This is a genomic window from Paraburkholderia fungorum (genome assembly GCF_046026025.1).
GTDB classification, from domain to species: domain Bacteria; phylum Pseudomonadota; class Gammaproteobacteria; order Burkholderiales; family Burkholderiaceae; genus Paraburkholderia; species Paraburkholderia fungorum_E.
In genome coordinates, this window is record NZ_JAQQFL010000012.1 from 164,515 (window position 1) to 188,708 (window position 24,194).

Annotated in this window: 21 protein-coding genes and 1 pseudogene; 13 read left to right on the forward strand and 9 right to left on the reverse strand. The window is 62.1% G+C overall.

Annotation, left to right across the window (positions count from 1 at the left end):
• Nucleotides 1-10: 10 nt before the first annotated feature.
• The 4 genes from PQR67_RS15765 (at nt 11) to PQR67_RS15780 (ending at nt 3,430) form a co-directional block, all read left to right on the forward strand.
• Nucleotides 11-169, forward strand: a complete 159-nt coding sequence (locus PQR67_RS15765) for a hypothetical protein (protein ID WP_408460708.1) — start codon at nt 11-13, stop codon at nt 167-169.
• A 414-nt stretch (nt 170-583) separates the two neighbouring features.
• On the forward strand, nt 584-1,600 hold the full coding sequence (locus PQR67_RS15770; RefSeq protein ID WP_408460710.1) for an ABC transporter substrate-binding protein: 1,017 nt from the start codon (nt 584-586) through the stop codon (nt 1,598-1,600).
• A gap of 182 nt (nt 1,601-1,782) precedes the next feature.
• Entirely contained in the window at nt 1,783-2,910 is a 1,128-nt protein-coding gene (locus PQR67_RS15775) for a porin (RefSeq protein WP_408460712.1), read from the forward strand.
• Between the two features lie 121 nt (nt 2,911-3,031).
• Nucleotides 3,032-3,430: a hypothetical protein gene (locus PQR67_RS15780; protein ID WP_408460714.1), complete on the forward strand. Its 399-nt coding sequence runs from the start codon at nt 3,032-3,034 to the stop codon at nt 3,428-3,430.
• A gap of 151 nt (nt 3,431-3,581) precedes the next feature.
• Here PQR67_RS15780 and PQR67_RS15785 read toward each other — a convergent pair whose 3' ends face one another.
• Complete coding sequence (locus PQR67_RS15785; protein ID WP_408460717.1) at nt 3,582-3,887, reverse strand: hypothetical protein; 306 nt, start codon at nt 3,885-3,887, stop codon at nt 3,582-3,584.
• A 258-nt stretch (nt 3,888-4,145) separates the two neighbouring features.
• Here PQR67_RS15785 and PQR67_RS15790 point away from each other — a divergent pair, with 258 nt between their 5' ends.
• Nucleotides 4,146-4,694: a carboxymuconolactone decarboxylase family protein gene (locus PQR67_RS15790; protein WP_408460719.1), complete on the forward strand. Its 549-nt coding sequence runs from the start codon at nt 4,146-4,148 to the stop codon at nt 4,692-4,694.
• 141 nt (nt 4,695-4,835) lie between these two features.
• A complete protein-coding gene (locus tag PQR67_RS15795; RefSeq protein ID WP_408460722.1) occupies nt 4,836-5,693 on the forward strand; it encodes a helix-turn-helix domain-containing protein in 858 nt (285 codons plus the stop codon).
• A gap of 12 nt (nt 5,694-5,705) precedes the next feature.
• Here PQR67_RS15795 and PQR67_RS15800 read toward each other — a convergent pair whose 3' ends face one another.
• Genes PQR67_RS15800 through PQR67_RS15810 form a run of 3 tightly spaced genes read right to left on the reverse strand, consistent with a single transcriptional unit; the run spans nt 5,706 to nt 9,585 of the window.
• On the reverse strand, nt 5,706-7,079 hold the full coding sequence (locus PQR67_RS15800) for a c-type cytochrome (protein WP_408460725.1): 1,374 nt from the start codon (nt 7,077-7,079) through the stop codon (nt 5,706-5,708).
• A complete protein-coding gene (locus PQR67_RS15805) occupies nt 7,076-8,854 on the reverse strand; it encodes a GMC family oxidoreductase (RefSeq protein WP_408460728.1) in 1,779 nt (592 codons plus the stop codon). Before PQR67_RS15805 ends, PQR67_RS15800 begins: the two co-directional genes overlap by 4 nt.
• Nucleotides 8,854-9,585 (reverse strand): gluconate 2-dehydrogenase subunit 3 family protein, encoded by a 732-nt coding sequence (locus tag PQR67_RS15810; RefSeq protein ID WP_408460730.1) that lies wholly within the window; start codon nt 9,583-9,585, stop codon nt 8,854-8,856. The genes PQR67_RS15805 and PQR67_RS15810 overlap by 1 nt, the downstream gene beginning before the upstream one ends.
• A gap of 382 nt (nt 9,586-9,967) precedes the next feature.
• Here PQR67_RS15810 and PQR67_RS15815 point away from each other — a divergent pair, with 382 nt between their 5' ends.
• Nucleotides 9,968-10,873 (forward strand): LysR family transcriptional regulator, encoded by a 906-nt coding sequence (locus tag PQR67_RS15815; protein ID WP_408460733.1) that lies wholly within the window; start codon nt 9,968-9,970, stop codon nt 10,871-10,873.
• A 9-nt stretch (nt 10,874-10,882) separates the two neighbouring features.
• Here PQR67_RS15815 and PQR67_RS15820 read toward each other — a convergent pair whose 3' ends face one another.
• From PQR67_RS15820 to PQR67_RS15840, 5 genes are all read right to left on the reverse strand, one after another.
• Entirely contained in the window at nt 10,883-11,734 is an 852-nt protein-coding gene (locus PQR67_RS15820; RefSeq protein ID WP_408460735.1) for a heme ABC transporter ATP-binding protein, read from the reverse strand.
• A gap of 40 nt (nt 11,735-11,774) precedes the next feature.
• Complete coding sequence (locus tag PQR67_RS15825; RefSeq protein WP_408460738.1) at nt 11,775-12,863, reverse strand: FecCD family ABC transporter permease; 1,089 nt, start codon at nt 12,861-12,863, stop codon at nt 11,775-11,777.
• Nucleotides 12,863-13,795 (reverse strand): heme/hemin ABC transporter substrate-binding protein, encoded by a 933-nt coding sequence (locus tag PQR67_RS15830; protein ID WP_408460833.1) that lies wholly within the window; start codon nt 13,793-13,795, stop codon nt 12,863-12,865. Before PQR67_RS15830 ends, PQR67_RS15825 begins: the two co-directional genes overlap by 1 nt.
• Nucleotides 13,796-13,839: 44 nt before the next feature.
• Nucleotides 13,840-14,928, reverse strand: coding sequence for a hemin-degrading factor (locus PQR67_RS15835; RefSeq protein ID WP_408460740.1), 1,089 nt, complete (start codon nt 14,926-14,928; stop codon nt 13,840-13,842).
• A 64-nt stretch (nt 14,929-14,992) separates the two neighbouring features.
• Nucleotides 14,993-17,284: a TonB-dependent hemoglobin/transferrin/lactoferrin family receptor gene (locus PQR67_RS15840; protein WP_408460836.1), complete on the reverse strand. Its 2,292-nt coding sequence runs from the start codon at nt 17,282-17,284 to the stop codon at nt 14,993-14,995.
• A gap of 372 nt (nt 17,285-17,656) precedes the next feature.
• On the opposite strand from PQR67_RS15840, the gene PQR67_RS15845 reads away from it, so the two are divergent.
• The 6 genes and pseudogenes from PQR67_RS15845 to PQR67_RS15870 all read left to right on the forward strand — a co-directional run bounded on the left by PQR67_RS15845 (nt 17,657) and on the right by PQR67_RS15870 (nt 24,183).
• Nucleotides 17,657-19,615, forward strand: coding sequence for an aconitase family protein (locus PQR67_RS15845; protein ID WP_408460743.1), 1,959 nt, complete (start codon nt 17,657-17,659; stop codon nt 19,613-19,615).
• Between the two features lie 135 nt (nt 19,616-19,750).
• The gene (locus PQR67_RS15850) at nt 19,751-21,205 is read left to right on the forward strand and encodes an MFS transporter (RefSeq protein WP_408460746.1); all 1,455 of its coding nucleotides are present in this window, start codon (nt 19,751-19,753) and stop codon (nt 21,203-21,205) included.
• A gap of 169 nt (nt 21,206-21,374) precedes the next feature.
• Nucleotides 21,375-21,881, forward strand: a pseudogene (locus PQR67_RS15855) (DUF1697 domain-containing protein); the annotation flags it as partial.
• A 179-nt stretch (nt 21,882-22,060) separates the two neighbouring features.
• Entirely contained in the window at nt 22,061-22,357 is a 297-nt protein-coding gene (locus PQR67_RS15860; RefSeq protein ID WP_408460749.1) for a cupin domain-containing protein, read from the forward strand.
• A gap of 194 nt (nt 22,358-22,551) precedes the next feature.
• Nucleotides 22,552-23,118 carry a GNAT family N-acetyltransferase gene (locus PQR67_RS15865; RefSeq protein WP_408460839.1) on the forward strand — a complete coding sequence of 189 codons (567 nt, stop codon included), beginning with the start codon at nt 22,552-22,554 and terminating at the stop codon, nt 23,116-23,118.
• 204 nt (nt 23,119-23,322) lie between these two features.
• Entirely contained in the window at nt 23,323-24,183 is an 861-nt protein-coding gene (locus tag PQR67_RS15870) for a PhzF family phenazine biosynthesis protein (RefSeq protein WP_408460842.1), read from the forward strand.
• Nucleotides 24,184-24,194 lie beyond the last annotated feature (11 nt).

A 24,194-nucleotide genomic window follows, 5' to 3' on the forward strand; every position in this document is an offset into this window, starting at 1 on the left:
GGAGGTTGCGATGAGTGAAGCAGTGGGAATCGTGATGGGTTCGTTCGTGCTGGCGATGGCGCCCGTGTTCGTCGCCGCTCATTATTACCGGGAGCAGTTGCATCGAAAGCGGCTTGGGCAGTTGGATCATCGTCACTACTGGCCGCATTGGAACAACGTCCGTTCGTGAGTTTGGGAGTTCGTGGGCTTTCGCGCTCGCCGCGCTGTTCGCGGATTCCGCCGGATCGCTCACTCAGCAGAATTTTGCAGGCCAAGGCTTCGCCGCCTTGGCCTTTTTTTGTGCCCCGGCATGGGGCCGGTCGCCACTTCGTCGCTCAGTGACATACGCCCCCCGTTCGCACCAGCCGTTCGCGCCATCCTCGCTCACAGCGCAAAAACAGGATGTAAAGACATCCTTCATACGTAAGCAGAGCGTAGACATTCATAGCCGGATCTCGCATGAAGGCGTCCTTGCCTCTCATGGAAATCCCGCATGAAACCGGAGTTTCCGTGTAAGCCGAGGGAAGGATTCGCTCTCCTAGAATCGCCCCATCGATGAAGACGGGCGCCATTCCGCCGCGCCAAACAATAACGGAGACGATCGATGACCCCAGGCTTTCGCACGCTGCGCCATATCACCATTGCTTCCAGTCTGCTGTTCGGTCTTGCGTCGCAACAAGCGATCGCAGCCGACGGTGGCGGGAAGATCACGATCATGGTCGGCGGCATTACGAAGCTGATCTATTTGCCGGCGCGCCTGACCGAGCAGCTCGGTTATTTCAAGGATGAAGGGCTCGATGTCGAACTTCTGTCGCAGCCGGCCGGCGTTGACGCTGAAAACGAACTGCTGGCCGGCGCCGTTCAGGCTGTCGTCGGTTTCTACGACCATACGATAGATCTGCAAACCAAAGGTAAGGACGTCAAGGCAATCGTCGTGTTCGGACAGGTACCGGGCGAGGTCGAAATGGTATCGACCAAGGCGGCCGAAACGCTCAAATCGATGGCGGATGTGAAGGGCAAGACGCTCGGTGTGACTGGCCTCGGCTCTTCGACAAGCTTTCTCACGCAATACCTTGCCGGACAGCACGGCATCCAGTCCACGGAATACACGATGCTGCCGGTGGGTGCCGATGCCAGCTTCATCGCGGCGATTAAACAAGGCCGTATCGACGCCGGCATGACGACTGAGCCGACCGTTTCGGCGCTGCAGAAGTCCGGCGACGCAAAGGTGCTCGTCGACATGCGCTCGGTCGAAGGCACGAAGGCGGCGTTGGGTGGCACCTATCCGGCATCGAGCCTCTACGTCCAGGCAGCATGGGCCGATTCTCATAAGGCCGAAGCGGCCAAGCTCGCGCACGCGTTCGTTCGCACGATGCAATTCATCCACACGCATAGCGCGGAAGAAATCGCGGCGAAGATGCCTGACGATTATCAGAAGGACAAACCGCTTTACGTGAGCGCGTTGAAAGCGTCACTGCCGATGTTCACCAAGGACGGCAAGATGCCCGCCGACGGTCCGGAGACGGTGCTGAAAGTGCTGTCGGCGTTCAATCCGTCGGTCAAAGGCAAGCATATCGAACTGGCGAAAACCTACACCAACGAGTTCACCGGTTCGAAATAAGTGGACGTTCGCCGGTAGCTGTTGCCTGTCTGTTACAGCGCGATTTCGTCGCGCTTCCGGTTCCGCCTTCGTTGTATCGGCCACTTTCATGATGGCGCGTTGCCGGCACATGTTGAAAAGCTTGCGCAGCACAGCAGACGACGAAAACGAAAATTTCAACGTAGTAATCTGAGGAGACGATCTTGAAGAAAAAGTATCTGACTTTGGCCGTCACGGCGAGCGCTTTTGCGGCAACCGGCGCACATGCGCAATCGAGTGTTCAGCTCTATGGCCTGATGGATCTGAGCGTTCCGACCTATCAGTCGCACGCGAATGCGAACGGCGATCATGTGATCGGTATGGGAATCGGCGGCGAACCGTGGTTCAGCGGCAGCCGTTGGGGCCTGAAGGGTGCCGAAGACATCGGTGCGGGTTCGAAGATCATTTTCCGGCTTGAAAGCGAATACCGCGTGAGCGATGGCCAGATGGAAGACCCGGGCCAGATTTTCGATCGTGACGCATGGGTTGGTATCGAAAACGACACGTTCGGCAAGATCACGGCGGGGTTCCAGAACACGATCGCGCGCGACGCATCGACGATCTACGGCGACCCGTACGGCTCCGCGCGTCTGACGACGGAAGAGGGCGGCTGGACGAACTCGAATAACTTCAAGCAGATGATTTTCTACGCGGCCAGCGCGACTGGCACACGTTACAACAATGGCGTGGCATGGAAGAAGCTGTTCGACAATGGCATCTTCGCCAGCGCAGGCTACGCATTCGGCAATTCAACGAGCTTCGGCTCCAATTCGAACTACCAGGCGGCGCTGGGGTACAACGGCGGACCGTTCAACGTGTCGAGCTTCTATAGCCACGCGAATCGCGTTGGCTTTACAAACCAGTCGTTCTCGGTGGGTGGCAACTATACGTTCGGCATCCTGCGCGCCAACGCAGGTTACTTCCGGTACCTGGGCAATCAGGGCGCGCTCGGCCAGCGTCAGGACAACGCGTGGACGGTGTCGCTCAAACTGTCGCCGAAAGGTGCGTTCGATTACGAACTCGGTTATCAGCAGATGCGTGTGAAGAATGCCGCTTACAACAGCGACGGCGATATCCCGAACGCGAACATCGGCGCTTTCGATCCGACGTCAGGCCTCCACAACGGCTACAAGGAAACGCTGTACTGGTCGGCGTTCTATCACCTGTCCAAGCGCACTGAAGTGTATCTGGCCGGCGACTACATGAGGCTGCATGGCGGCTACACCGTTGGAACCACGTTCGGCGCGACTAACCAGCTCGAACTGACTTCGGGCGTGCGTACCCGCTTCTGATCCTGCTTCTGATCCGGGGACCGGATTCGCGCTGATCCGTTCATCGTTGTGCTCCTCCTGGCGGCGGCGGACTTGTCCGGCCGCCGCCTTTTTTCTGCTCAGCGGGTCGAGGAAGACTGCCATGTTCAGACATACCACTATCCGGACGGCGCTGACCATCACGATCGCCGGCTACACGGCGGCGAGAAGCGTGACTGGTATCGTCAGCGAGATCAGTGAAGCCTCGGATGGGCAGTCGCACGGGATTGATCAGATCAATGCCTCGATGACACAGATGGACAACGCTACGCAACAGAACGCGGCCTTAGTCGAGCAAGCTGCAGTCGCTGCGGCGTCGCTGGAAGATCAGGCGCGCGCCCGGGCTGTTAATGATGAACGCATGACAACATGCAATGCAACCCGCCACGCCGGTTGGAGGTCCAAGAAGGAGTGTATGCGCGAGATGCGAGGAGGTGTGCGATGGGTACTCGAGCAGCAGTCCGGAGCATGTGCGCCGTTTTACTCATGTGCAGCCTTTTGACGGGCCTCGCAGCATGCGATGCGCTAAGCGGTCCGCCGGCGGCGGAATGGCCAGGACCTCACGCCCCCTATCCTTTCCCGAACGATGTTCCGCATCGTACGGAATGAACCACACGAGCTTCGTCATGCCACTCAACCTCAACTGGCCAACCTCAACTCGCTGCCTCGCACGTAACGTTGGGCGCGGTATACGGTGACGGATACTCAGATGTGGGTCCGCTGATCAGGCGCAGCCGTTGCGTCGCCAACACGTCGGCCTCCGTTTTTTCCCGGAGAGTGAGCGGGGTACCGGGGTCGCGTACAGCAGTCAGGGGCTCGTTGACGGCGCAGGTCAGCGTTTTGCCGTCGGCAAGACGCACTATCGTCGAATAGGCGTAGTCCGGCTGCGCGGCCTGGGAAGCGGTATTCCAGAACGCGGCGACCGCGAATACCGCCAGCAAGAGAGGTTGGCTCTTCATGTTGTTTCCGTTGTCTTGATCGTGACTGTTGGACCCGGGCGGTAGCAGCATATTCTGGCGATTTTTGTAATTCTGAATTGCGGTGCGAAGGCCCATGCACGCAACCACGACGGCCGCGTGCCAAAGAACACAAGCTGAACGTCTCACCTGAGATGGGTTTCTATTACATCGCAGGTAATTGGCGAGCCGCACGCTCACGCCTACTCTTCGGTCATCGCGCAACTCATCCCGAGCGGCGCATACGATCGAGGACATATCATGTCGACGTTCCAGATTCATACGCTTGAATCCGCACCCGAACAATCCCGTCCGGTGCTGCGCCAGATCCAGCAAAACTTTGGCTTTATCCCCAACATTGCGGGAACCATGGCTGAATCGCCGGTGCTGATCAGCGGCTTCATCGGTATCTTCCAGAGAGTCCATTCGGGTACGTTTACCGAAGTGCAGATCCAGACCCTGTTGCTGACGAACGCGGTGACCAACGCGTGCTCATGGGCCGTGGCATTTCACACGGCTCTCGCGCTGAAAGAGGGGCTTTCACCCGCCGACGTCGAAGCGATTCGCGACGGCCGCGCGCCCGCCGATCCTAAGCATGCGGCGCTCTCGGCTTTGACGAAAACCGCGATCGAGAAGCGCGGACACCTGAGCGACCATGACGTGAACCCGTTTATCGAGGCGGGTTTTCGCAAGGACCAGGTGCTCGAGGTTCTCACGGCGCTGGCCGCTTCCACCCTCACGAACTACGCCGGCAACATCACGAAGCCTGCCCTTGAAGCCTCTTTCCAGGAGCATGCCTGGACCGCCTAGGGTTCGTTTGCGGCGCCGCCCGGCATCAGGGAGTATGCTGGGCGGCGCGGTTCGAACGGCCGGCCGGCGCCGGACATTCACGATGCTTCGGCGCCACAACTCATCCACCCTGATCTGTACCGACTTGCGGAACATAGACCGATGAATCCCGCGAATCCCGAAAGGAAGGCGCCGTCGAATGAACTCGGCGCGTTGTTGCGTCACTGGAGAGACATGCGCGGCGTCAGCCAGTTGGACCTGTCGTTCAACGCGGGCGTCTCACAGCGACACATCAGTTTTGTCGAAAGCGGCCGCAGCGTGCCAAGCCGTCAGATGCTGCTCGATCTCGCTCAAACGCTCGATATTCCTCTGCGCGAACGCAACGCGCTGCTCCTGGCAGCGGGCTATGCGCCGATGTACGCCGAAGGCGCCTGGAACGCCCAGGAAATGCAGAGCGTCACCACGGCACTCGGACGCATGTTGCGGCAGCATGAACCGTTTCCCGCGCTCGTCATGGATCGTTACTGGAACGTGCTGATGACCAACGAATCGGCGCCGCGTTTCTTCAATTGTTTTATCGACATGGCTGCGCGCGCGGAGCCGCGCAACATGTTGCATCTGATTTTCGATCCGGATGGCATGCGCCCGTTCGTGGCCGACTGGCAAGCCGTGGCGAATAGCCTGATTCAGCGTGTCTATCGGGAGTCGGTCGGTCGCGTGGTCGACGATCAGACGCATGAGTTGCTTGCCGCGTTGCGTGCCTATCCGGACGTCCAGACGGACCTGAACGCTTCTTCGAACGCCTTGGGAACCGGGTCCGCTGCCGCAGGCATGCCGGTGATCCCCCTCGGCTTCGTGAAGGACGGCAAGGTCCTGAACTACTTCTCGATGGTCGCCACCGTGGGCACACCGCAAACCGTCGCCGCGCAGGAACTGCGTATCGAATGCATGTTCCCCGCGGACGACGAAACAGAAGCGTGGCATCTCGAGATGATCAGTGCGGTCCCGCAACAGCACTGAGTTTGCGCGATCTCAGCGACTGAGTGCAGCACCCGGCGGCATCTCGGGCGCACGCACCGTGACGGTCTTGCGAACCTTGGCGACGTCCGCCGCGCTAATCGTCGAACCGGTATTGCCCCAGCTAGTGCGGACAAAGTTCGTGACGTCGGCGATTTCCTGATCGTTCAGGCGCCAGCCGAAGGGCGGCATCGTGAACGAGGACGGCGCGCTCTTCGTACCTTCGAGTGTGTTGCCGGTCAGCAGCACGTGAATCAGCGAGGTCGCATCTTTGCCCTGGACGACCGGATTGCCGCCCAGTGCCGGGAAAACGCGCGTGTAGCCACGGCCATCGCTGCGGTGGCAGGCGGTGCAGTTGTCGCGGTACACGGCGGCGCCGGGAGTCGTGGCGTCGCCCGTGCGCAGCGCATGAGCCGCCGTATCGTTGTACGCGTACGGCGTTTCCTGCGGGTCGGTCGACGGCAGCGTCTTCAGGTAGCGCGCGATTGCAGTCAGATCGGCGTCGCTCATGTGCTGCATGCTGTGCTGAACGACGTCGGTCATGCCGCCGAATGCCGCGCTGTGCTGCGTGCGTCCGGTCTTGAGGAATTGCACGAGATCGGCTTCGCTCCACGAGCCGATGCCGGTGCGCGGATTGCCGCGCAGACTCGATGGGACCCAGCCGTCGATCGCCGCGCCGCCCGCGAGAAACGCGGTGCCGTCCAGATCGCTCAACGCGCGTTCCTGCATCGTTACCGCACGCGGTGTGTGGCAGGCGCCGCAGTGGCCCAGGCCCTGTACGAGATATGCACCGCGCGCGACCACTGGATCGGTGTAGTGCTTCGAATTGAACGCTGCGGGATCGGGCGCGAACAGGTGACGCCAGATGCCGAGCGGCCAGCGCATCGACAGCGGCCAGACGATATCGACCGCACGATTCGCCTGGTTCACCGGCGCGACACCTTGCGTGAAGTACGCATACAGCGCATGCATGTCGTCTTCGCTCAGGCGCGCGTACGACGGGTACGGCATCGCCGGATACAGTGTGTCGCCGTTTGGCCGCACGCCGGCACGCACGGCGTGATCGAACTGCGCGAAGGTCCACGAACCGATACCGGTATCGCGATCGGGCGTGATATTGGTCGAATAGATCGCGCCGATCGGCGTGTCGAACTTCAGGCCGCCGGCGAAAGGTTTGCCCGATTGCGCCGTGTGGCACGCAATGCAATCGCCGGCCCGCGCGAGGTATTCGCCGTGCGCGATCAGGGGCGCGCCGGATTGAGATTGAGTGGGTGTTTGAGCCGCCGCTTGCGCGGCGAGCGGCGAGCACAGGGCTGCAGCAGAGCAGAAAGACGCCACGCCCGCGCGTTTGATTGCCTGATCCAGGCGTCGGATATCGATCTTCTTCATACGCTCACCAGCGGCCCGGGGTTCTTCAGATACTGCTCGCGGATCGCGCGTGCCGACCAATAGGCGAGCGCGGCGACGAGGCCGGTCGGGTTGTAGCCGATGCCTTGCGGGAACGCGGATGCGCCCATCACAAACACGTTGTGCACGTCCCAGCTTTGCAGGTAGCGGTTCAGCACGCTCGTCTTCGGATCGGTGCCCATAATCGCGCCACCGGCCAGGTGAGTCGTCTGATAGCGGCGCGAATCGAAGTGCGCGCCGAATTCACGCGTGTAGACGCCGATCGACTTCGGCCCCATCTGTTGCGCGATCTTGTGCATCTGCCCGGTCACGTATTGCGCCATCCTGATGTCGTTGTCCTTCCAGTCGAAGGTCATGCGCAGGAGCGGCTGGCCGTATGAATCGCGATAGGTCGGATCGAGATCGAGGAACACGTCGCGATACGACATGTTGGAGCCGTGCGCATCCATCGAAATCGTGTGCGCGTAGTGGTCCTTCACGGATTTCTTCCAGTCCACGCCCCAGTTCGGCGTGCCGGCCGGTGTCGCGATGCCGCTGATCGGTTTGGTGCCCGCCTGGTTCACCCACAACGGCGAGCCGCCGACAAAGCCGAGTGGGCCGTGATCGAAGTTGTCGGCATTGAAGTCGTCGACGGCGACGCCGTTGCCGCCCGCGCCGATAAACGGATTGGTGAAGGTGTCCTTGTCGAAGAACGCGGTGATCGTCGAGAGGTTCTGATACGCGAAATTGCGGCCCACCACGCCTTCGCCCGAGATCGGGTCATACGGCTTGCCGATGCCGGACAGCAGAAGCAGGTGGACGTTGTGATACTGGAACGCCGCGACGATCACGAGATCGGCGGGCTGAAACACTTCGTTGCCCGCCGGATCGACGTACGTCACACCCTTGGCGCGCTTTTTCGTATCGTCGAGTTCGACGCGCAGCACGTGGCAACGCGAGCGCAGTTCGAAGTTCGGCGACAGCTTCAAGGCAGGCAGGATGTTCAGATTCGGCGACGCCTTCGAGTACATGTAGCAGGCGTAGCCGCTGCAGAATCCGCAGAAGTTGCACGGCCCCATCTGCACGCCATACGGGTTGGTGTACGGACCCGAGGTATTCGCCGAAGGCAGGCGGTACGGGTGCAGTCCGAGTTCGCGCGCGGCCTTGCCGAAGCGCTCGGCCGAGTAGGTGTTCAACTGCGCGGGAAGCGGGAAGTTGTCGCTGCGCGGCGCGTCGAACACGTTGCCGTCGCCGACCACCTTGCCGTTGACCTTATAAGCCTGGCCCGAGGTGCCGAACACTTTCTCGGCGAAGTCGAAATGCGGTTCGAGTTCGTCGTAGCTGACGCCGTAATCCTGGATCGTCATGCCGTCTGGAATGAAGCGCTTGCCGTAGCGTTCTTCGTAATGGCTCTTCAGACGCAGCTCTTCCGGCGTGATGCGAAAGTGCACGCCCGACCAATGCAAGCCCGCGCCGCCGACGCCTTCGCCCGGCAGGAACGCGGCAAGCTGGCGATAAGGCAGAGCGGTATCGCCGACGTTATGACGGATCGATACCGTGGTCTTCGAAAGATCGAGGAACAGCTTCTTGCGGATGTTGTAGGTCAGCTCGTCGATGGTGTTCGGATACGCGCCGTCCGGATAGGTGTCGCGATACTCGCCGCGTTCGAGCGCGACCACTTTGAGTCCGGCCTCCGTGAGTTCCTTCGCGAGAATCGCACCGGTCCAGCCGAAGCCGACGATCACCGCGTCGGCGTGGGGTTTGGTTTGTGTGGTCATCAGGTGCGCGTTCCTTCGATCGACACGGGGCCATACGGATAGGCCTGGCCGTTCTGGTTGACGAAGTCCATGAAATCGGCGCGCGCGCCGGGGAAGCCGATCATCTTCCAGCCGCCCATGTCGCGATTGCCGCCGTGGATCGGGTCGCAGAAGTAGCCTTCGCGGGTGTTTTGCAGCAACTGACCGAAAAAGACCGTGGCCGGGACATCCGCCAGATCGATCTTTCCTGCTTCGAGCGCGGCGAGCACGGTGTCGCGGGTCGGCGCGTCGAGCGCGTCGAACGGATGCGAGTAGGTCTTCGTGCAGTAGGCGTTCACCGCGGCAATGCCCAGCCGGTACAGATCGCGCGGCACGAGCTTCAATTGATAGCCGAGTTCCGGCACGCCTTGCTGGAACGGACCCTGCATGTACCAGAGCGCGCCGTGCGCGTACGGCGTGTCCATCTGCCGGTCGATGAATTCGGGCACGCCGGCTTCGACCGCTCCCGGGCCTTCGCTGTCGGCGGGGATCAGACGGTCGAGCGCCGCATGGACGAAGGCCCATTCCTTCGCGTCGAAGAAACGTGGCTTGTAGTCGGCGCCGGAAGCCTGGCCCGTGGCCGCTGCGCCGCTCGCGCCCTGGGTGGTCGTGTCGGCCTGCTTGACTTCACAGCCGGCGAGGGTCCCGGCGGGAACCAGCGCGATGGCCGTGCGTAAGAAGCCGCGGCGGGAGGTGAGAGGAGAGTGAGCCATATTGTTCTTTGTCACGAGAAGGGGGCGCGCCATCGGGCTCCGAGGCAGTCGTCGGAATGCCGCGTCATGGTAAATGGAACCGGTTCCAAAGTGTTTCTACTTTTTTACAATAAGCTGTTTCCTGAACCGGTTAAATGCCGTTCTGTAATAAAAAATGCTTTTAAATCATAGGTGTTTTTCAGGCTCTGTGACCTGTGGATGTGCCGCCGCGCGCATCCTGAAACTGACGCGAAAAAGCGACGTTTCAGGCTGCTCCCCGCGTGGGACGCCTTTGCGGCAGTAATCCAGGCGCCGCTTGCCGGACGCCGGGTCCCTGCGGGCGGCGCTTTGGTGAATCAGGCCGCGCACGTCACAATCGAGGGATTCCCCGCCAGGCGACACCATGGAAAACCTCCTGAAGAAACTCGACCTCACCTCGCTGCGCCTGTTCGTCGCCGTCTGCCAGGAGCAGAACATCGCGCGCGCGGCCGAGCGCGAGTTCATCGCGTCGTCCGCCGTGAGCCGGCGCATTGCCGAGATCGAGGCGCTGATCGGCTTACCGGTGATTCAGCGGCAGTCGCGCGGCATTACGGTGACGCCGGTGGGCGAGACCGTGTTGCGTTATGCGCTGGCGATCATCGGCAGCATCGAACAGATGAGCGCCGAGTTGTCGCGGTTTTCGTCGGGGGCAAAGGGGCGGGTGCGGGTGGTGGCGAATCTCTCGTCGATCGTGCAGTTTTTGCCCGAAGACGTGGCGGCCTTCGGACGCGTGTTTCCGGAGGTGTCGATCGAACTGGAAGAGGAGAACAGCACGGATGTGCTGCGGATAGTCGGCGAACACGGCGCGGACTTCGGCATCTGCAATTCGGTGGCGGGCAGTGAAGCTTTCGAGCAGGTGCCGTATCGGGAAGACCGGCTGGCGGTGCTGGTGCCGGCCGGTCATCGTCTCGCTGACGTGCCGCGCGTGGCGTTCGAGGCCTTGCTCGACGACAGCTTCGTCGGCCTGCGCAGCGAGAGCGCACTCACCCAGTTGCTCGCGCAGCAGGCGGTGGCCAGCGCGGGACGGCAGCTCGACGTGAAGATCCGCGTCAGCAGTCTCGACGCGCTGTGCCGGATGGTCCACGCCGGGCTCGGCATCGCGATCGTGCCCGAGCAGGTGGCGCTGCTCTATGTGAATGCGCTCGACGTGCGCTTGCTGTCCTTGAGCGACGCCTGGGCGGTGCGGCGTCTCATCATGATCTTCAAGTCGCGCGATCAGTTAAGCGCGAGCGCGGCGGCGCTGGTAGGGTTCCTCGGCGGCGGGGCATAACGCCTGCGATCAGGCCGGCACCGCAACCGGCGCTGAGCCGTCTCCCGCGTCCAGCATCCGCACGGCGAAACCAAAGCATCGTTCGATTAGCGCCGGCTGCATGATGTCGCGTGGCGAGCCTTGCGCGATGATCGTGCCGTCCGCCAGCAACGCGATCGCGTCCGCATAGCGGGCGGCGAGGTTGGGGTCGTGCACGATCGCCAGCGCGCCAATGTGCCAACGGCGCGTCAATGCCTTCACGGTTTCGAGCAAACGATGCTGATGCGCAAGATCGAGCGCGGCGGTCGGCTCGTCGAGCAATAAATAGCGTGGCGCTTCATCCGGCATGTCGTCTGTTTGGCCGGCCATCCCCGAATGCAGCGACGAACGCGGCCAGATTTGCGCGAGCACGCGTGCAAACTGGACACGGGCAAGCTCACCGCCGGACAGCGTGGTGATTTCACGCCCCGCCAGCGGCCCGGCGCCTGCAAGCGTCAGCGCCTCGGCAACGATCCTGCGATCCTCGCGCGACACCGCGCCGTTTGCCGCATGCGGATAACGGCCGAGCAGCACGATTTCTTCGACGCTGAACGGAAACACCGGGTTCGACGCCTGTGGCAGTACGGCGCGCAGCCGCGCCAGATGCCTGGGCGAGATGTCGGCCAGCAGCGCGCCGTTGAGCGTTGTCGAACCGCTCTGCTGGGCGCCGCCGCCCGAAGCATGGCCATGAAATTCGCCCGCCAGCGCCTTCAGCAGGGTGCTTTTACCGGCGCCGTTGCAGCCGAGCAATGTGGTCAAACGCCCCGGTTCGATCGTCAGCGAAAGATCGCGCAGGATGGACCGGTTACCGCGGGTGATGGAAAGGTGGCTGGTGATGAGCATCGCATGCTCTCCGTCATGAAGTCTGGGGCGTCTGGATGTTTCACAGACCGAGTTGACTGCGGCTGCGCCACAACAACGCGAGAAAGAAAGGCGCGCCGATGAGTGCGGTCAGAATGCCGAGCGGCACTTCGGCGGGCGCGGCGACGGTTCGCGCTGCCAGATCCGCGAGCACGGTCAGCGTCGCGCCGAGCAGCATCGCGCCGGGCATCACCACGCGTTGGTCGGGACCGCACGCGAGCCGCACGCAATGCGGCGCCACGAGGCCGATGAAACCGATGACCCCGGTACACGACACCAGCGCGCCCACCCCTAATGCCGACGCCACCAGCACGGTGCGTTTGACCGCCTGAGCCGGTACGCCGAGATGCTGGGCTTCGGCTTCGCCGAGTTGCAGCGCGTTCAGCGCGTGGCCGTTGCGCGCGATCAGCGCGGCGCCGATCAGCACGAACGGTGCGACCGCGGCGAGTACGCGCCACTGGGCGCCGCCCAGACTGCCCAGGCTCCAGAAAGTGAGCGAGCGCAGTTGCGCATCGTCGGCGAGATAGGTGAGCAGGCCGATCGCCGCGCCCGCGAGCGCGTTGATCGCGATGCCGGCGAGCAGCAGCAGCGGCAGCGCGAGTCTGCCGCGCGCGGCAGCGAGCCGGTACACCAGCGTCGCCACGAGCAGCGCGCCGATGAACGCGGCGAGCGGCAGCCAGCCGAGGCTCACGGCGCCGATCAGAGGGCCGAGCACGATCAGTGTCGCCGCGCCGAGCGCCGCGCCGCTGGAGATGCCGATTAATCCCGGGTCGGCCAGTGGATTGCGAAACAGCGCTTGCAGCGCACTGCCTGCCGAGCCAAAACCCGCACCGACCAGCAACGCCAGCAGCACGCGCGGCAGACGGATCTCGAGCAGGACCGCGCGGGCCTGCTGAAGCGAGGCGTCGCTGGCCAGTTCGGCGGGGCTTGCGAGCAAGGCGGACCAGACTAGCGCAGGGCTGATTCGATAGGCGCCGATGCAGATCGCCGCGAGCGTCGCCAGCCCGGTCGCGATACCGAGCGCGCCCAGCATGAGACGGGCGGCGCGCTGCCGCCGTTCGGCGAGCGTGCGCGGCGGGGCGGGTGCGAGCCCCGCGATATCCGTATCCATCACGCCTCCAGGAGCCGCTGATTCAATGTGGTCACGGCACCTGGCAGACGGGGGCCGAAGCCAAGCAGAAACAGCGCGTCGAGCGCCACGACGCGTTTGTTTTGTCCCGCGGGCGTGGCGGCGAATCCTGGGCTTGCCAGCATGGCCGCCGCGCCGCCCACCGCGCTCAGGCCTTCGTCGGTCGTCAGAATCAGGTCGGGTGCGGCACTCACCAGCGCTTCCGCCGAGAGCGGCCGGTAACCGTTGAAGCCCTGCATCGCGTTGCGCGCGCCGGCGTACGCGAGCATTGCGTCGGCGGCGGTGTGCTGGCCTGCGACCATCGCCGCATTGCCGGTGTGATTCAGCACGAACAGCACGCGTAGCGCTTGCTTGCGCGTGGCCAATGGCGAGCTGGCAACCGTGTCGCGGGCTCGCTGCCACTCGCCGTCGAAATGGGCGCGTAGCGCGTCGCCCTGCGTTTTCGCGTCGAGCGCCTTCGCAATGCCGGCAATCTTGTCGCGTACGCTGTCCGCATCGTGCTGCTCGGCGAACGACACGACGGTGACACCCGCCTGTTTGACTTGCGCAAGAACGTTGGGCGGTCCCGCTTCCGCGGAGGCCAGGATCAGATCGGGCCGCAGGGACAGCAAACCCTCCGCCGACAATGCACGCTGATAACCGACCTTCGGCAACGCGCGCGCGGCGGCGGGATAACTGCAGGTCGTATCCGCGCCGACCAGCAGGTTGCTCGCGCTGCCTGACGTACCCTGCGCACCCAGCGCGTAGACGATCTCGGCCAGTGCGCCGCCGACCACGATCACGCGCCGCTGCGGCTGGGCGAACGCTGGCGGCTGCAGCGCGCCGAGCAACAACGCGCCACCGCCGAGCATGAGGCGGCGCCGTTGTCTGCTGATACGGCCGTCGCAGAGATTGCCGAACGTGGTGCCGCTCATTTTGCCGCTGACTTCATCGCGCACTTCACCGCTCACTTCGCCGCTCATTTCGCCAGTCCCGCTGCCGCTCCGTTTTCGAGCGGCGCGATGCAGGCAATCAGTTCGCGCCAGCCCGCGAGTTCGGGAGTGCCGGGTTTGCGTGCGCCGAACAGCATGGCGATGTTCTCGCCGTTTGCGTCGAACAGTTCGAGCGAAGTGACGATGCCGTCGCTGGTCGGCTTGCGCACGACCCACGCACTCGCAATCAGGTCGCCGCGCAGATGCAGATTGAAGCCTGGGTCGAGCACATTGACCCACGGCCCCATCAGTCGGATGTTTTTGACGGGACCGGTATGGATCTGGATCATGCCGCGATTGCCGACGAACACCATGATCGGCAGCGCGCTGTCGGCCGCACGTTCGAGCAGACCCTGCAGTGCGTCGTTGGCGACCGGATACGCGTAGCGGCGCTCGGCCAGCCGCAGCGCCTGGGTGCGTGCAAGGCCAAACTTGCGCAGGAGGCCGAAGAACTGGTGGGTGTCGGTCATGGCGTGCCACGCGGCCTGAAACGCGGGTACGTCGATATCGCTGTCCAGATTCTGCGCGGGCGGCACGATCGGCTCTCCCGTCTTGAGGCCCGGTGTCTGGTCGCGCATTTGCCAACGCTCTACAAATGCATCGAAGGCGGCATGATTGCTGTGTTCACGCAGAAACACCTTGTGCACGGCATGGCCTTGCGTATCGAAGAATTGCAGGCTCTTCTGCACGCCGTGCGCGGTGTCCTCACGCACCGCGAAACCCGAGGCCCACGCGTGATAGAACACACGCAGGTCGATCGCGCTGCCGAGCACGAGACCGACCGTGCCGTCGTGGCTCATATCCTCGTAGGAGCCGTCCTTTTCATGGACGGCGGCTTCGTTGCGCGTGAGCGCCATCACCGCACCCAGTTGCGGCATCTGTTCGAACAATTCGACGAAGCGCGCTTCGAGCCGGACCACGTGCTCGCCGACGAACGCGGCGAGCGCCGCGCCTTCGCTAATGCCGAGCGCGTGCGCAGCTTCGCGATTGCGCAACTTCTGCGCGCTCTTCAGATTGAGAAAATCATGACGCAACTGATGCAATGAAGCTGCGTCGTTATAAACGGAATTCAGCACGATGGAGACCTCGCAATGCGGGATGGCGGGTTGAAAGAGGAGAAAGCAGTACGGCTGCGCAGCATCAGAAATCCATCTTCATGCTGACCGACACATTGCGGCCGGGCGCCGTATAAGCGTCCTTGACCGGCGATGAATCGGCAATGCCGCGCACGTCCGACCAGTTCCAGTACTTGCGGTCGAACAGATTGAACACGCCGAGATAGGCGACCACATGTTTGTTGAAGCGATAGCCGCCGCGCAGATCGACCACGAACGACGAAGCCGGCGCGAAACAGGTTTGTGAGGCACAACTCTTCGGCGTGATGTCGCTCGATTTCTTCGCCGCCTGGAACAGCAGGTCGGCTTGCGCGAACCAGCGCTCGCTCGGTTCATAGCGAATCCCGAACACCGCCGAGAATGGATTGATCGAATCCAGCGGCTGGCTGGCGGCATTGCCGCTGTCCACGCTGCCCTTGGTGAAGGCCATCGCGGTCTTGAGCGAGAAGCCGTGCGGCAGCGCCCATTCCGCGCGTCCTTCCAGACCGTGAATGTAGGCTTTGGAAAAGTTGACGTACTGGAACACCAGCGGGTCGTTGGGGCGTCCGCTGCCGCCCACGGTTTGCTGCGAGATGAAGTCGCGATAGCGGCCGGCGAAGATTGCCGCGCTGTAGCGCAGCGGACCGAGTCCGGTGCCGAGCTTGCCGCGCAAACCGGCTTCGATGGTGTCGCTGGTTTCCGGCTTCAGGTTAGGATTGCCGATCGAGGTGTAGCCATAGAGCGGATTGGCAAAGCTGTTGTTCACCTGATCCGGCGCCGGCGCACGGAAGCCATGCGCATATTGTGCATACGGAATCAGCGCGGGCGACACTTCGTACAGTACCGCCAGACGCGGCGACAACGCGTTGTCGCTCGACGAAACCGGCTTGCCCAGATACTGCGGATCGCCGGTTTTCGCGCTCAGATTGTAGGTATCGAAGCGCAAGCCCGGCGTGACGGTCAATGCGCCGTAGCCGATCTGATCCTGAATGAATGCACCGAGCAACCGGTAGTCGGTATCGGGGAAAGGTTTGTTCGGGAACGCGGCTTCGCCCACGCCCGGCACGGTGCCGTCGCGCAGCGCTGTCACACGATCGAGACTGCCGTCGCCGCCATAGAGCAGCTTGTGCGAAAGAATCCCCGTCTGGAAGTTGCTCTCCGCAAATGCCGATCCGCCGAAGACACGCTCGCCGTAGTGGCTCAAGCGGGTGCGTGACGCGGACGAGCCGCGCGTCTCATACGAATTCTGATCTTGCCATGCATCCTGGTAGTACACCTGAACATGCGCGGTCTGGAAATAACGGGCAGCGTTGTTGTTGAAGTCGTAATCGATGCTGTAGCGGTTGCGCTCGAGCTTGTCGTGGCCGCTTAGGGCGAGGGTGGTGGGCGGATTGACGGCCGACAGCACGTTCGTGTCGATCCGCTCGCGCACGGTTTCGGCGGTGAATTTGAAGGTGTCGTGCGCGGTCGGCTTGACGACGAGCTTGCCGAGCAGCGTTTCAGAGTAGGTGTCCTGCGGATTCGCCGTGGTGCGCTTCGTGCTGGCGGAGTTGTTGGTCCCCTGGCTGTCCACTTCATGCCCGCGCCGGCCGTCGGCGATCAGCATGCCCTGGATCATGTCGTTGCCGCCGGCTGCCTGCACCGTCGCACCGAAACTGCGATCGGTCGAGTCGTAGCTTGGGCGCAGCGAAAAATAGGTGCGCTTGTTGTAGATGTCGAGCAGATCCTGCGGATCCTTGGTCAGGAAATTCACCGCGCCGGTCAGCCCGTCGCTGCCATAGAGCGCCGAGGCCGGGCCGCGCAATATCTCGATACGCTTGAGCGTGCCGAGATCGGCGTAGTCGCCGCGACCCGCTTCAAGCGGGCCGAAGGTGAACGAATAGGGCAGGCGGATGCCGTCTTCCATCAGCAGGATGCGATTGCCTTCGAGACCGCGGATGTTGATGCTCGAATCGTTGTCGCGGCCACCGCCCATGGCGGCCGAGGAGGGCCGGTAGGGCGTGCGGCGCACCGTGACGCCGGGCTCGTAGCGCAGGGCGTCCTTGATGTTTTCGGCTTGCTGTTCTTCCAGGTCCTCGTCCGTGATGACCGACACCGATGCGGCCGTGCGGCTCTGGGCCGACGCCGTGCGCGTGGCGGTGACGGTGACCGGATCGAGCGATCGCGCCGACGCCAGATACAGCGGCGCTTTAACTGAGCGGGCGGATGAGGCCGCTTGGGCCGGTGGTGAGGCCTGTGTCGCCAGTGGCGCGGCGCTGCCCTGAACTTGCGCGCTATCTGCTGCGTGAGCCGGCTGCGCGGCCCATAGACCGACGACGCCAAAAACGCCGGACAGCATGGCGCACAGCGGACGTCGCGCTGTATTGAGGTGATGCACGTGTGGTTCTCCCGATCAAACAAGCCCGTAGCTGGCTGGGTGACGAGAAGCACCTGGCTGGCAGTTCGCAACGATGTGCGGACTGTGTATGTGAAATGAATAAATGAAGGTAACGAAAGCCTTACAAATTTATTGTAAATGAGAATCAATGTCAATTGCGCGGAGATAAATTTCCGCAAAATGTTGTTTGAAGGTGGAATGGATGAGTGCTGTCTGACGTGAGCGTTTGGGCGTCGATCATCGCCAAACGAGACGCCTGCGTTGCTCGACGAGCACTTCGGCATCACCGGCGCGCGCCGTATAGTGAGCTTGATGAGCGCAAGGAGAATGCTGATGAGCGATACGATTCGTCTGGACGGCCGCGTGCTGTACCTGTCCCGGGACCCCGCGGTGATAGAGGCGCAACTGGCCGGCGAGAACTTCACGCGCGCGAGTGCCGGCCCGCTGCGCGACAACGTCTCCACCGACGAAATCACACCGGTCACCGTCATGCTCACCTATGACGAACGCCTCGGCCAGTATCCGTACGTGGGCTTCCAGGCGGGCGAGCGCCTGCCGATTGGCCGAAACGCAGTCAAGGACGGCGGCTTCCAGGTGACGGTGGCGGGCAAGCGCTACGGCAAGGGGTCCTCGCGCGAATCGAGTCCGTTGGCGGAATTGTCGGCGGGCATCCGCCTGATCGTTGCCGAGAGCTTCGAGCGCATCTATCAGCAGAATTGCGACAACATCGGAATCCTGACTACTACCGATTTCTCCGTGCTCGATCGTCTGAGCGCGGGAGAGGCGGTGTCAATCGACGAGTTTCTCAAAGGCCGCGACGCGCTTACGCAGCAGATCATTCGCAGTGGCGGCCTGCTCGCGTACAGCAAGTTTGCGGACTGGCCCGCGCCGCGTGTGCGAAACATGGCGAATGCCGCCCATGCGGCGAGCATTAGCGAGCCGAAGACGCTGGTCGAGAAGATCATTGAGCGTCATCTTCATCCGGGCATTGACAGCGCGCGGCGTGGCGACGGTGTGTTCATTGCCGCCGACTGGCGCTTCAGCCACGACTATTTCACCGGCATGTGCGCGCATCTGATGCATCGCGCGTTCGGTCAACCGGCGCCGCTACACGAACCGGACCACATCATCGCGTTTCAGGATCATCTGGTGCTCGCTTCGCAAAGCATTCCCCATGTACGCGACGGATTGCTGCCCGGTGTTGCCAATCTGATGGAAGGGCACAGGTCGTTCTCGCGCGACTATCCGGTGCGCTCGCACGGCGCCCTCGATAGCTCGCCCGGTTCCGAGGGTATCTGTCATGCGCTGATGGCTGAGCAATATGCGCTGCCGGGGCAGGTGGCGTGCGGCACCGATTCGCACACGCCGCATTCGGGCGCGCTCGGCTGCCTCGCGTTCGGTGCGGGCGCAACGGAAATCGCCAATAGCTGGGTGACGGGCTACGTGCGCTGCAAAGTGCCGGAAACCTTGCGCATCGAGATCGGCGGCGCGTTGCGCGAGGGCGTCACCGCGAAGGACGTCGTGCTGCATTTATTGCAGATGGATGCGATCCGCTCGGGCGGCGCGATCGGTCTCGTGTTCGAATACGGCGGCCCGGCGGTGCGCGCGATGTCGATCGACGAACGCGCCACGCTGACCAATATGGTCGCGGAACTGGGTGGTTTCACGGGCATCGTCGAACCGGACGAACGTACCGTGGCGTTTCTGATGGAGCGACGCGGTGTCGATTTCACCCTTGAAAACTGGATGAAAAGCGATCCCGGCGCCACGTATCGCGACACGATCCATATCGACGCTAGCGCCATCGAACCGATGCTCGCGCGTCCGGGCGATCCGGGCAATGGCGTGCCGGCGCCGCAATTGCAGCAGGACGTCGCAATCGATATCGCGTATGGCGGTTCGTGCACGGCAGGCAAGCGCGAAGATTTCGATTTCTATCACGAGGTATTGCGCTGGGGCGTGGAGCAGGGCATGCACGTGCCCGAAGGCACGCGTCTGTTTCTGCAGTTCGGCACGATGGCGGTGCGCGCTTATTGCGAGCGCCAAGGTTATTTGCCGGTGTTCGAGCGCGCGGGCGTGACGCTCGTGATGCCGGGCTGCGGTTCGTGCGCGAATTGCGGACCGGGGCAGTCGGCCAATGCAAGCGAGGTGACGATCAGCGCGATCAACCGCAATTTCCCTGGCCGCTCAGGTCCGGGCAATGTGTGGCTCGCGAGCCCGTATACCGTCGCGGCGAGCGCGCTGGCTGGAAAAATCACCACCTTCGAACAATTGAAGCGCGCACGCGGCTAGAATGCTGCCCGGACCTTGCGGCCCGGCATCGTGGTGCGCGTGACGCGCGACAGTACCCCAAGGCCGGCACAAGACCGGACCCGGCGAGCATCATCGTGCCCGCCTGCAAGACCGCACTATCAGGAGACAAACAACATGGCATCCCCCGATCAGGCCGGATCCGTCGCGCGCAGCGCCGGCGGCGCGGCGTCTTCCGCAACGGCTGCGGCGTCCACCACGCTCGACGCCGGCAGCATCTCCGCGCGCCTCGACAGACTGCCCGCCACGCGCTCCATCTGGAAGCTGGTGGTGCTGCTGAGCCTCGGCTTCTTCTTCGAACTGTACGACCTGCTGTACTCCGGCTATGTCGCGCCTGGCCTTGTTAAAAGCGGCCTGCTGAGCGCGACCACGCACGGCCTGTTCGGCTCGACCGGCGTCGCCAGTTTCATTGCCGCGTTGTTCAGCGGGTTGTTCATCGGCACGATCGCGTGCGGTTTTCTGGCCGATCGCTTCGGACGTCGCGCCGTGTTTACGTATTCGCTGCTGTGGTACACGGCGGCTAACGTCGTGATGGCGTTTCAGGAAACGGCCACGGGGTTGAACTTCTGGCGCTTCGTTGCAGGGATCGGCATTGGCGTCGAGCTGGTGACGATCGGCACGTATATCTCCGAACTTGTGCCCAAGCAGATTCGCGGCCGCGCGTTCGCCTGCGAGCAGGCCGTAGGTTTTACGGCAGTGCCGGTGGTGGCGTTCCTCTCGTATCTGCTGGTGCCGCGCACCTTGCTCGGGCTGGACGGCTGGCGCTGGGTGGTCCTGATCGGCGCGCACGGTGCGCTGTTCGTGTGGTGGATTCGGCGCGCGTTACCGGAAAGCCCGCGTTGGCTCGCGCAACAAGGCCGTCTTGCCGAAGCCGATCGCGTGATGAGCGAGCTCGAAGCGAAAGTGCGCAGCGAATACGGCCGTGAACTGCCGCCGCCCGCACCGCCGGTGCCGATTGCGCCGCGCGGCAGCTTCCGCGATATGTGGGTGCCGCCGTACCGCAGCCGCACGCTGATGATGACGATCTTCAACATCTTCCAGACGGTCGGATTCTACGGCTTCGCGAACTGGGTACCGACACTGTTGATCAAGCAGGGCATTACGATCACCACGAGCCTGATGTACTCGAGCGTGATTGCGCTGGCCGCGCCAATCGGTCCGGTAATCGGTCTCTTTATCGGCGACCGCTTCGAGCGCAAGACGGTGATCGTGGTAATGGCGGCCGTGAATATCGTGTGCGGATTGTGGTTCAGCCAGGCGTCCGGCGCAGTGTTGCTGGTGAGTCTCGGCGTGTGTTTGACGCTCGCGGGCAACATCATTTCGTACAGCTTCCACGCGTATCAGACCGAGCTCTTTCCGACCAGCATCCGTGCGCGGGCGGTGGGCTTTGTTTATTCGTGGAGCCGATTTTCCGCGATTTTTACAGCGTTTCTGATCGCCGCAGTGTTGAAGCAATTCGGCACCGTGGGGGTTTTCGTGTTTATCGCCGGTGCGATGCTGATCGTGATGCTGGCGATCGGGTTGATGGGGCCGCGAACAAAGGGCATTGAACTGGAGAAAATTTCCCGGTAGCTTTTGGAAGCACGTTGCCGCGGTGGAGGAAGCGATCGGGCAAGCGAAAGCCCAATCGGAAAGATCGCCTCTCATCTGTTCAGCCTTGTTGCGGCGCTTCTGTAGCAGAATATCGAGTTCTGCACCGTGCCTGATACGAGGTTGATACGAGGTTGTTATGCCCCGATAAGTTGCCTTTCTCCGCGGCGTCAGCCCGATGAATGCCAGGATGCCCGCGCTCAAGCTTTGCTTCGAGGCGGCGGGCTTCTCCGACGTGAAAACCTTGCTCTCCAGCGGCAATGTCGTGTTCAATGCGCGCTCATCGTCACTGGCCGCCCTGGAACGACGCGCCGAGAAAGCGATGCAAGAGGGACTGGGCCGCAGCTTCGGCACCTTTGTCCGGCCGAGCAGCTATCTCCAGAACCTGATCGACGCGGACCCTTTCGCCGAGTTCAGCCTCGCGTCTTCGCTTAAACGGGTTGTCACCTTTCTGCATAGTCCCGTGCCGCCGGACGTGAGGCTGCCCATCGAGCGTGACGGCGCAAGCATCGTCAAGGCCAGTGCCACGGAAGTCTTCAGTGCCTATGTGCCCGACCCGAAGAAGGGCCCCGTGTTCATGAGCCTGCTCGAACGCTCGTTCGGGAAGGACATCACCACTCGAACACTCGATACGGTCATCAAGTGCGCCCGGGCATAACCCTCGTGTGCAAGCGCAGCACGCCCGGAATACGTGCACCAATCTGCTGAACCCGTCGCTGTTTTATGTCGTTCGAATAGACGCTTCCGTGCGGGACCGTATTGGCAGAAGGTCGATGCACCGTACCGGTACTGACTGCCGCTCTGAACGCAGAATGAAGTTTTTATGGCGAGTCACTTATGCCTCTGATTGATTTCAATTCCCTCACGACTGCAAAGGCTGATGCTTGGAGGTCGTCGATTGTCGGGGAAGTCGGTTCGGCGAAGATCAAGGTTTTGCGTATGGACGCGCAGCCGTACGAAGAGGAGATTCACGACTACAACGAAGCGCTGTTGGTCGTCGAAGGAAAGCTTCTCCTTCAGGTTGGACACGACACTGTTGTCGTTGAAGCTGGACAGATGTACCTCGCGCCAGCAGGTACAGCGCACTCTGTGCTACCAGGAAGCCACGGTAGCCTGGTCATTATCGACGTATAGAACCGGTCGGCGGCCGTCTGCGGTGTAAAGAGGCTGAGTCCGGCCAGAACCCGTTATTGGGAACACGCCCCACGATCGTCGACAGTCTTTCCACCAATACGAGTGTGGCGTAGCTGACTAATTGCGTCGGTCGCGCATCCTTGGGAAGTGGAGCCAAGGACAGATCCTCGAAAACGGAAACTGGAGTGACCTCGATGCGTGAAATGGACCAATCAGTCAAAGGCGTTGTCAGTTATCGGGCAGCGCGGGAGCAAGATGTTGATGCAATCGTTTGGCTGGTCAATGCAGCCTATCGACCAATTGCCGGTATGGCCGGGTGGACGCACGAGGGGGCAATGATCGACGGCCCCCGAATTGCATCATCTCTCGTTTTCGATACCCTACTGGCTCCGGATTCCGCATTGATAGTGGCGCAGGCAGAACGGGAAATTGTCGGATGCGTCGAAGTGAGAGCAGACGGGGACGAGGCCTATATTGGCACGCTGGCGGTATCTCCTGCCATGCAAGACTGTGGGCTTGGGAAAGCTTTGTTGAGCGAGGCGGAGAGATTTGCCAATCGACGCTGGAATATAGCGAAAGCGGTCATGGTCGTTCTGTCGGCCCGCGAGGAACTCATCGACTTCTATTTACGTCGAGGCTACGTGCGAACTGGAGAGGTGATGAGTTACCCAGTTGATGCTGGTGTTGGCATTCCCCGGGACGAGGGTTTGACAGTCGAAAAGTTAGTGAAAAGCATTGGGCCTGGCGAAGCTGGGTCGTAGTATTGGCGTGGCCGCGTTGAGACCATCGATAAGGTCGGCGTTCTGGGAATGGGGTCGCTGATCGGAGATGCGAAGAGCGGGCTCAGACAACTGCTGGAACTTACAGGCGAGAACTGCCGAAGCGGCACCCGACACCCCACGGTGGTTGCTCCGGTAGGATGTCGCGATAGTCGATTGCCAATCTGTCACCCAGGTAAGCATAGAATGAAATCTTACGCATTCCGCCTGCTGAACGTATTTGCCGAATCTACTTTTGGCGGTAATCCGTTATGCGTGTTCGAAGACGCACGGGGCCTGGATGATTTGAGCATGCTTGCTCTGGCCGCCCAGTTCAACCTGTCTGAAACGACGTTTGTTTTGCCTTCAGATCGCGCAAGCGCACAGGTTCGCGTTTTCACGCCTGGCTATGAAATGCCTTTTGCCGGACATCCGGCGCTCGGCACTGCACATGTAGTGCGAGAAGTCATTCAGACCGGCGACAGCCTCACGCTCGAATTCAAGGCGGGGGTTGTACCGGTAAGCGCACACCAGGACGTGTGGACCTTCGCGGCGCCGCATGCCGGCAAGCCGAAAACAGCGGTCAGTACCTTGAGCGACGGAGAAATTGCGTCGCTGCTAGGTTTGAACGAAGACGATTTGCTCACGTCGCCCGTGTGGGTCAATACGGGTTCAGATCAGTTACTGGTCGCTCTGAAGAGCACCGACGCGGTTCGCCGTGCACGGCCCGACAGCGCGCGCCTGGATATGTGGCCGCAAAGCAGTCTCGGCAGAAAGACGGCCTACGTGTTCGCATTCGATGCTGCCCGGCCGGGAAGAGTGCTGTCGCGTTACTTCTTTGTAAAGCAAAGCGGAGGCATTGCGGAAGACCCGGGCACGGGTTCCGCCTGTGCAAACCTGGGCGGTTGGCTGCTCGCCAACGAGAGTAAATTACCGGCGGCATTCGAGGTCGAACAGGGCGAAGCGGTAGGTCGCCCGAGTCTGCTGCGGCTTTCAGTGACTGAGAGCGGAGAAATCCGTGTGGGTGGGCGTGTCATTGAGCTTGGGCGGGGCGCAATCAGCCTATAGCGCCGGTATGC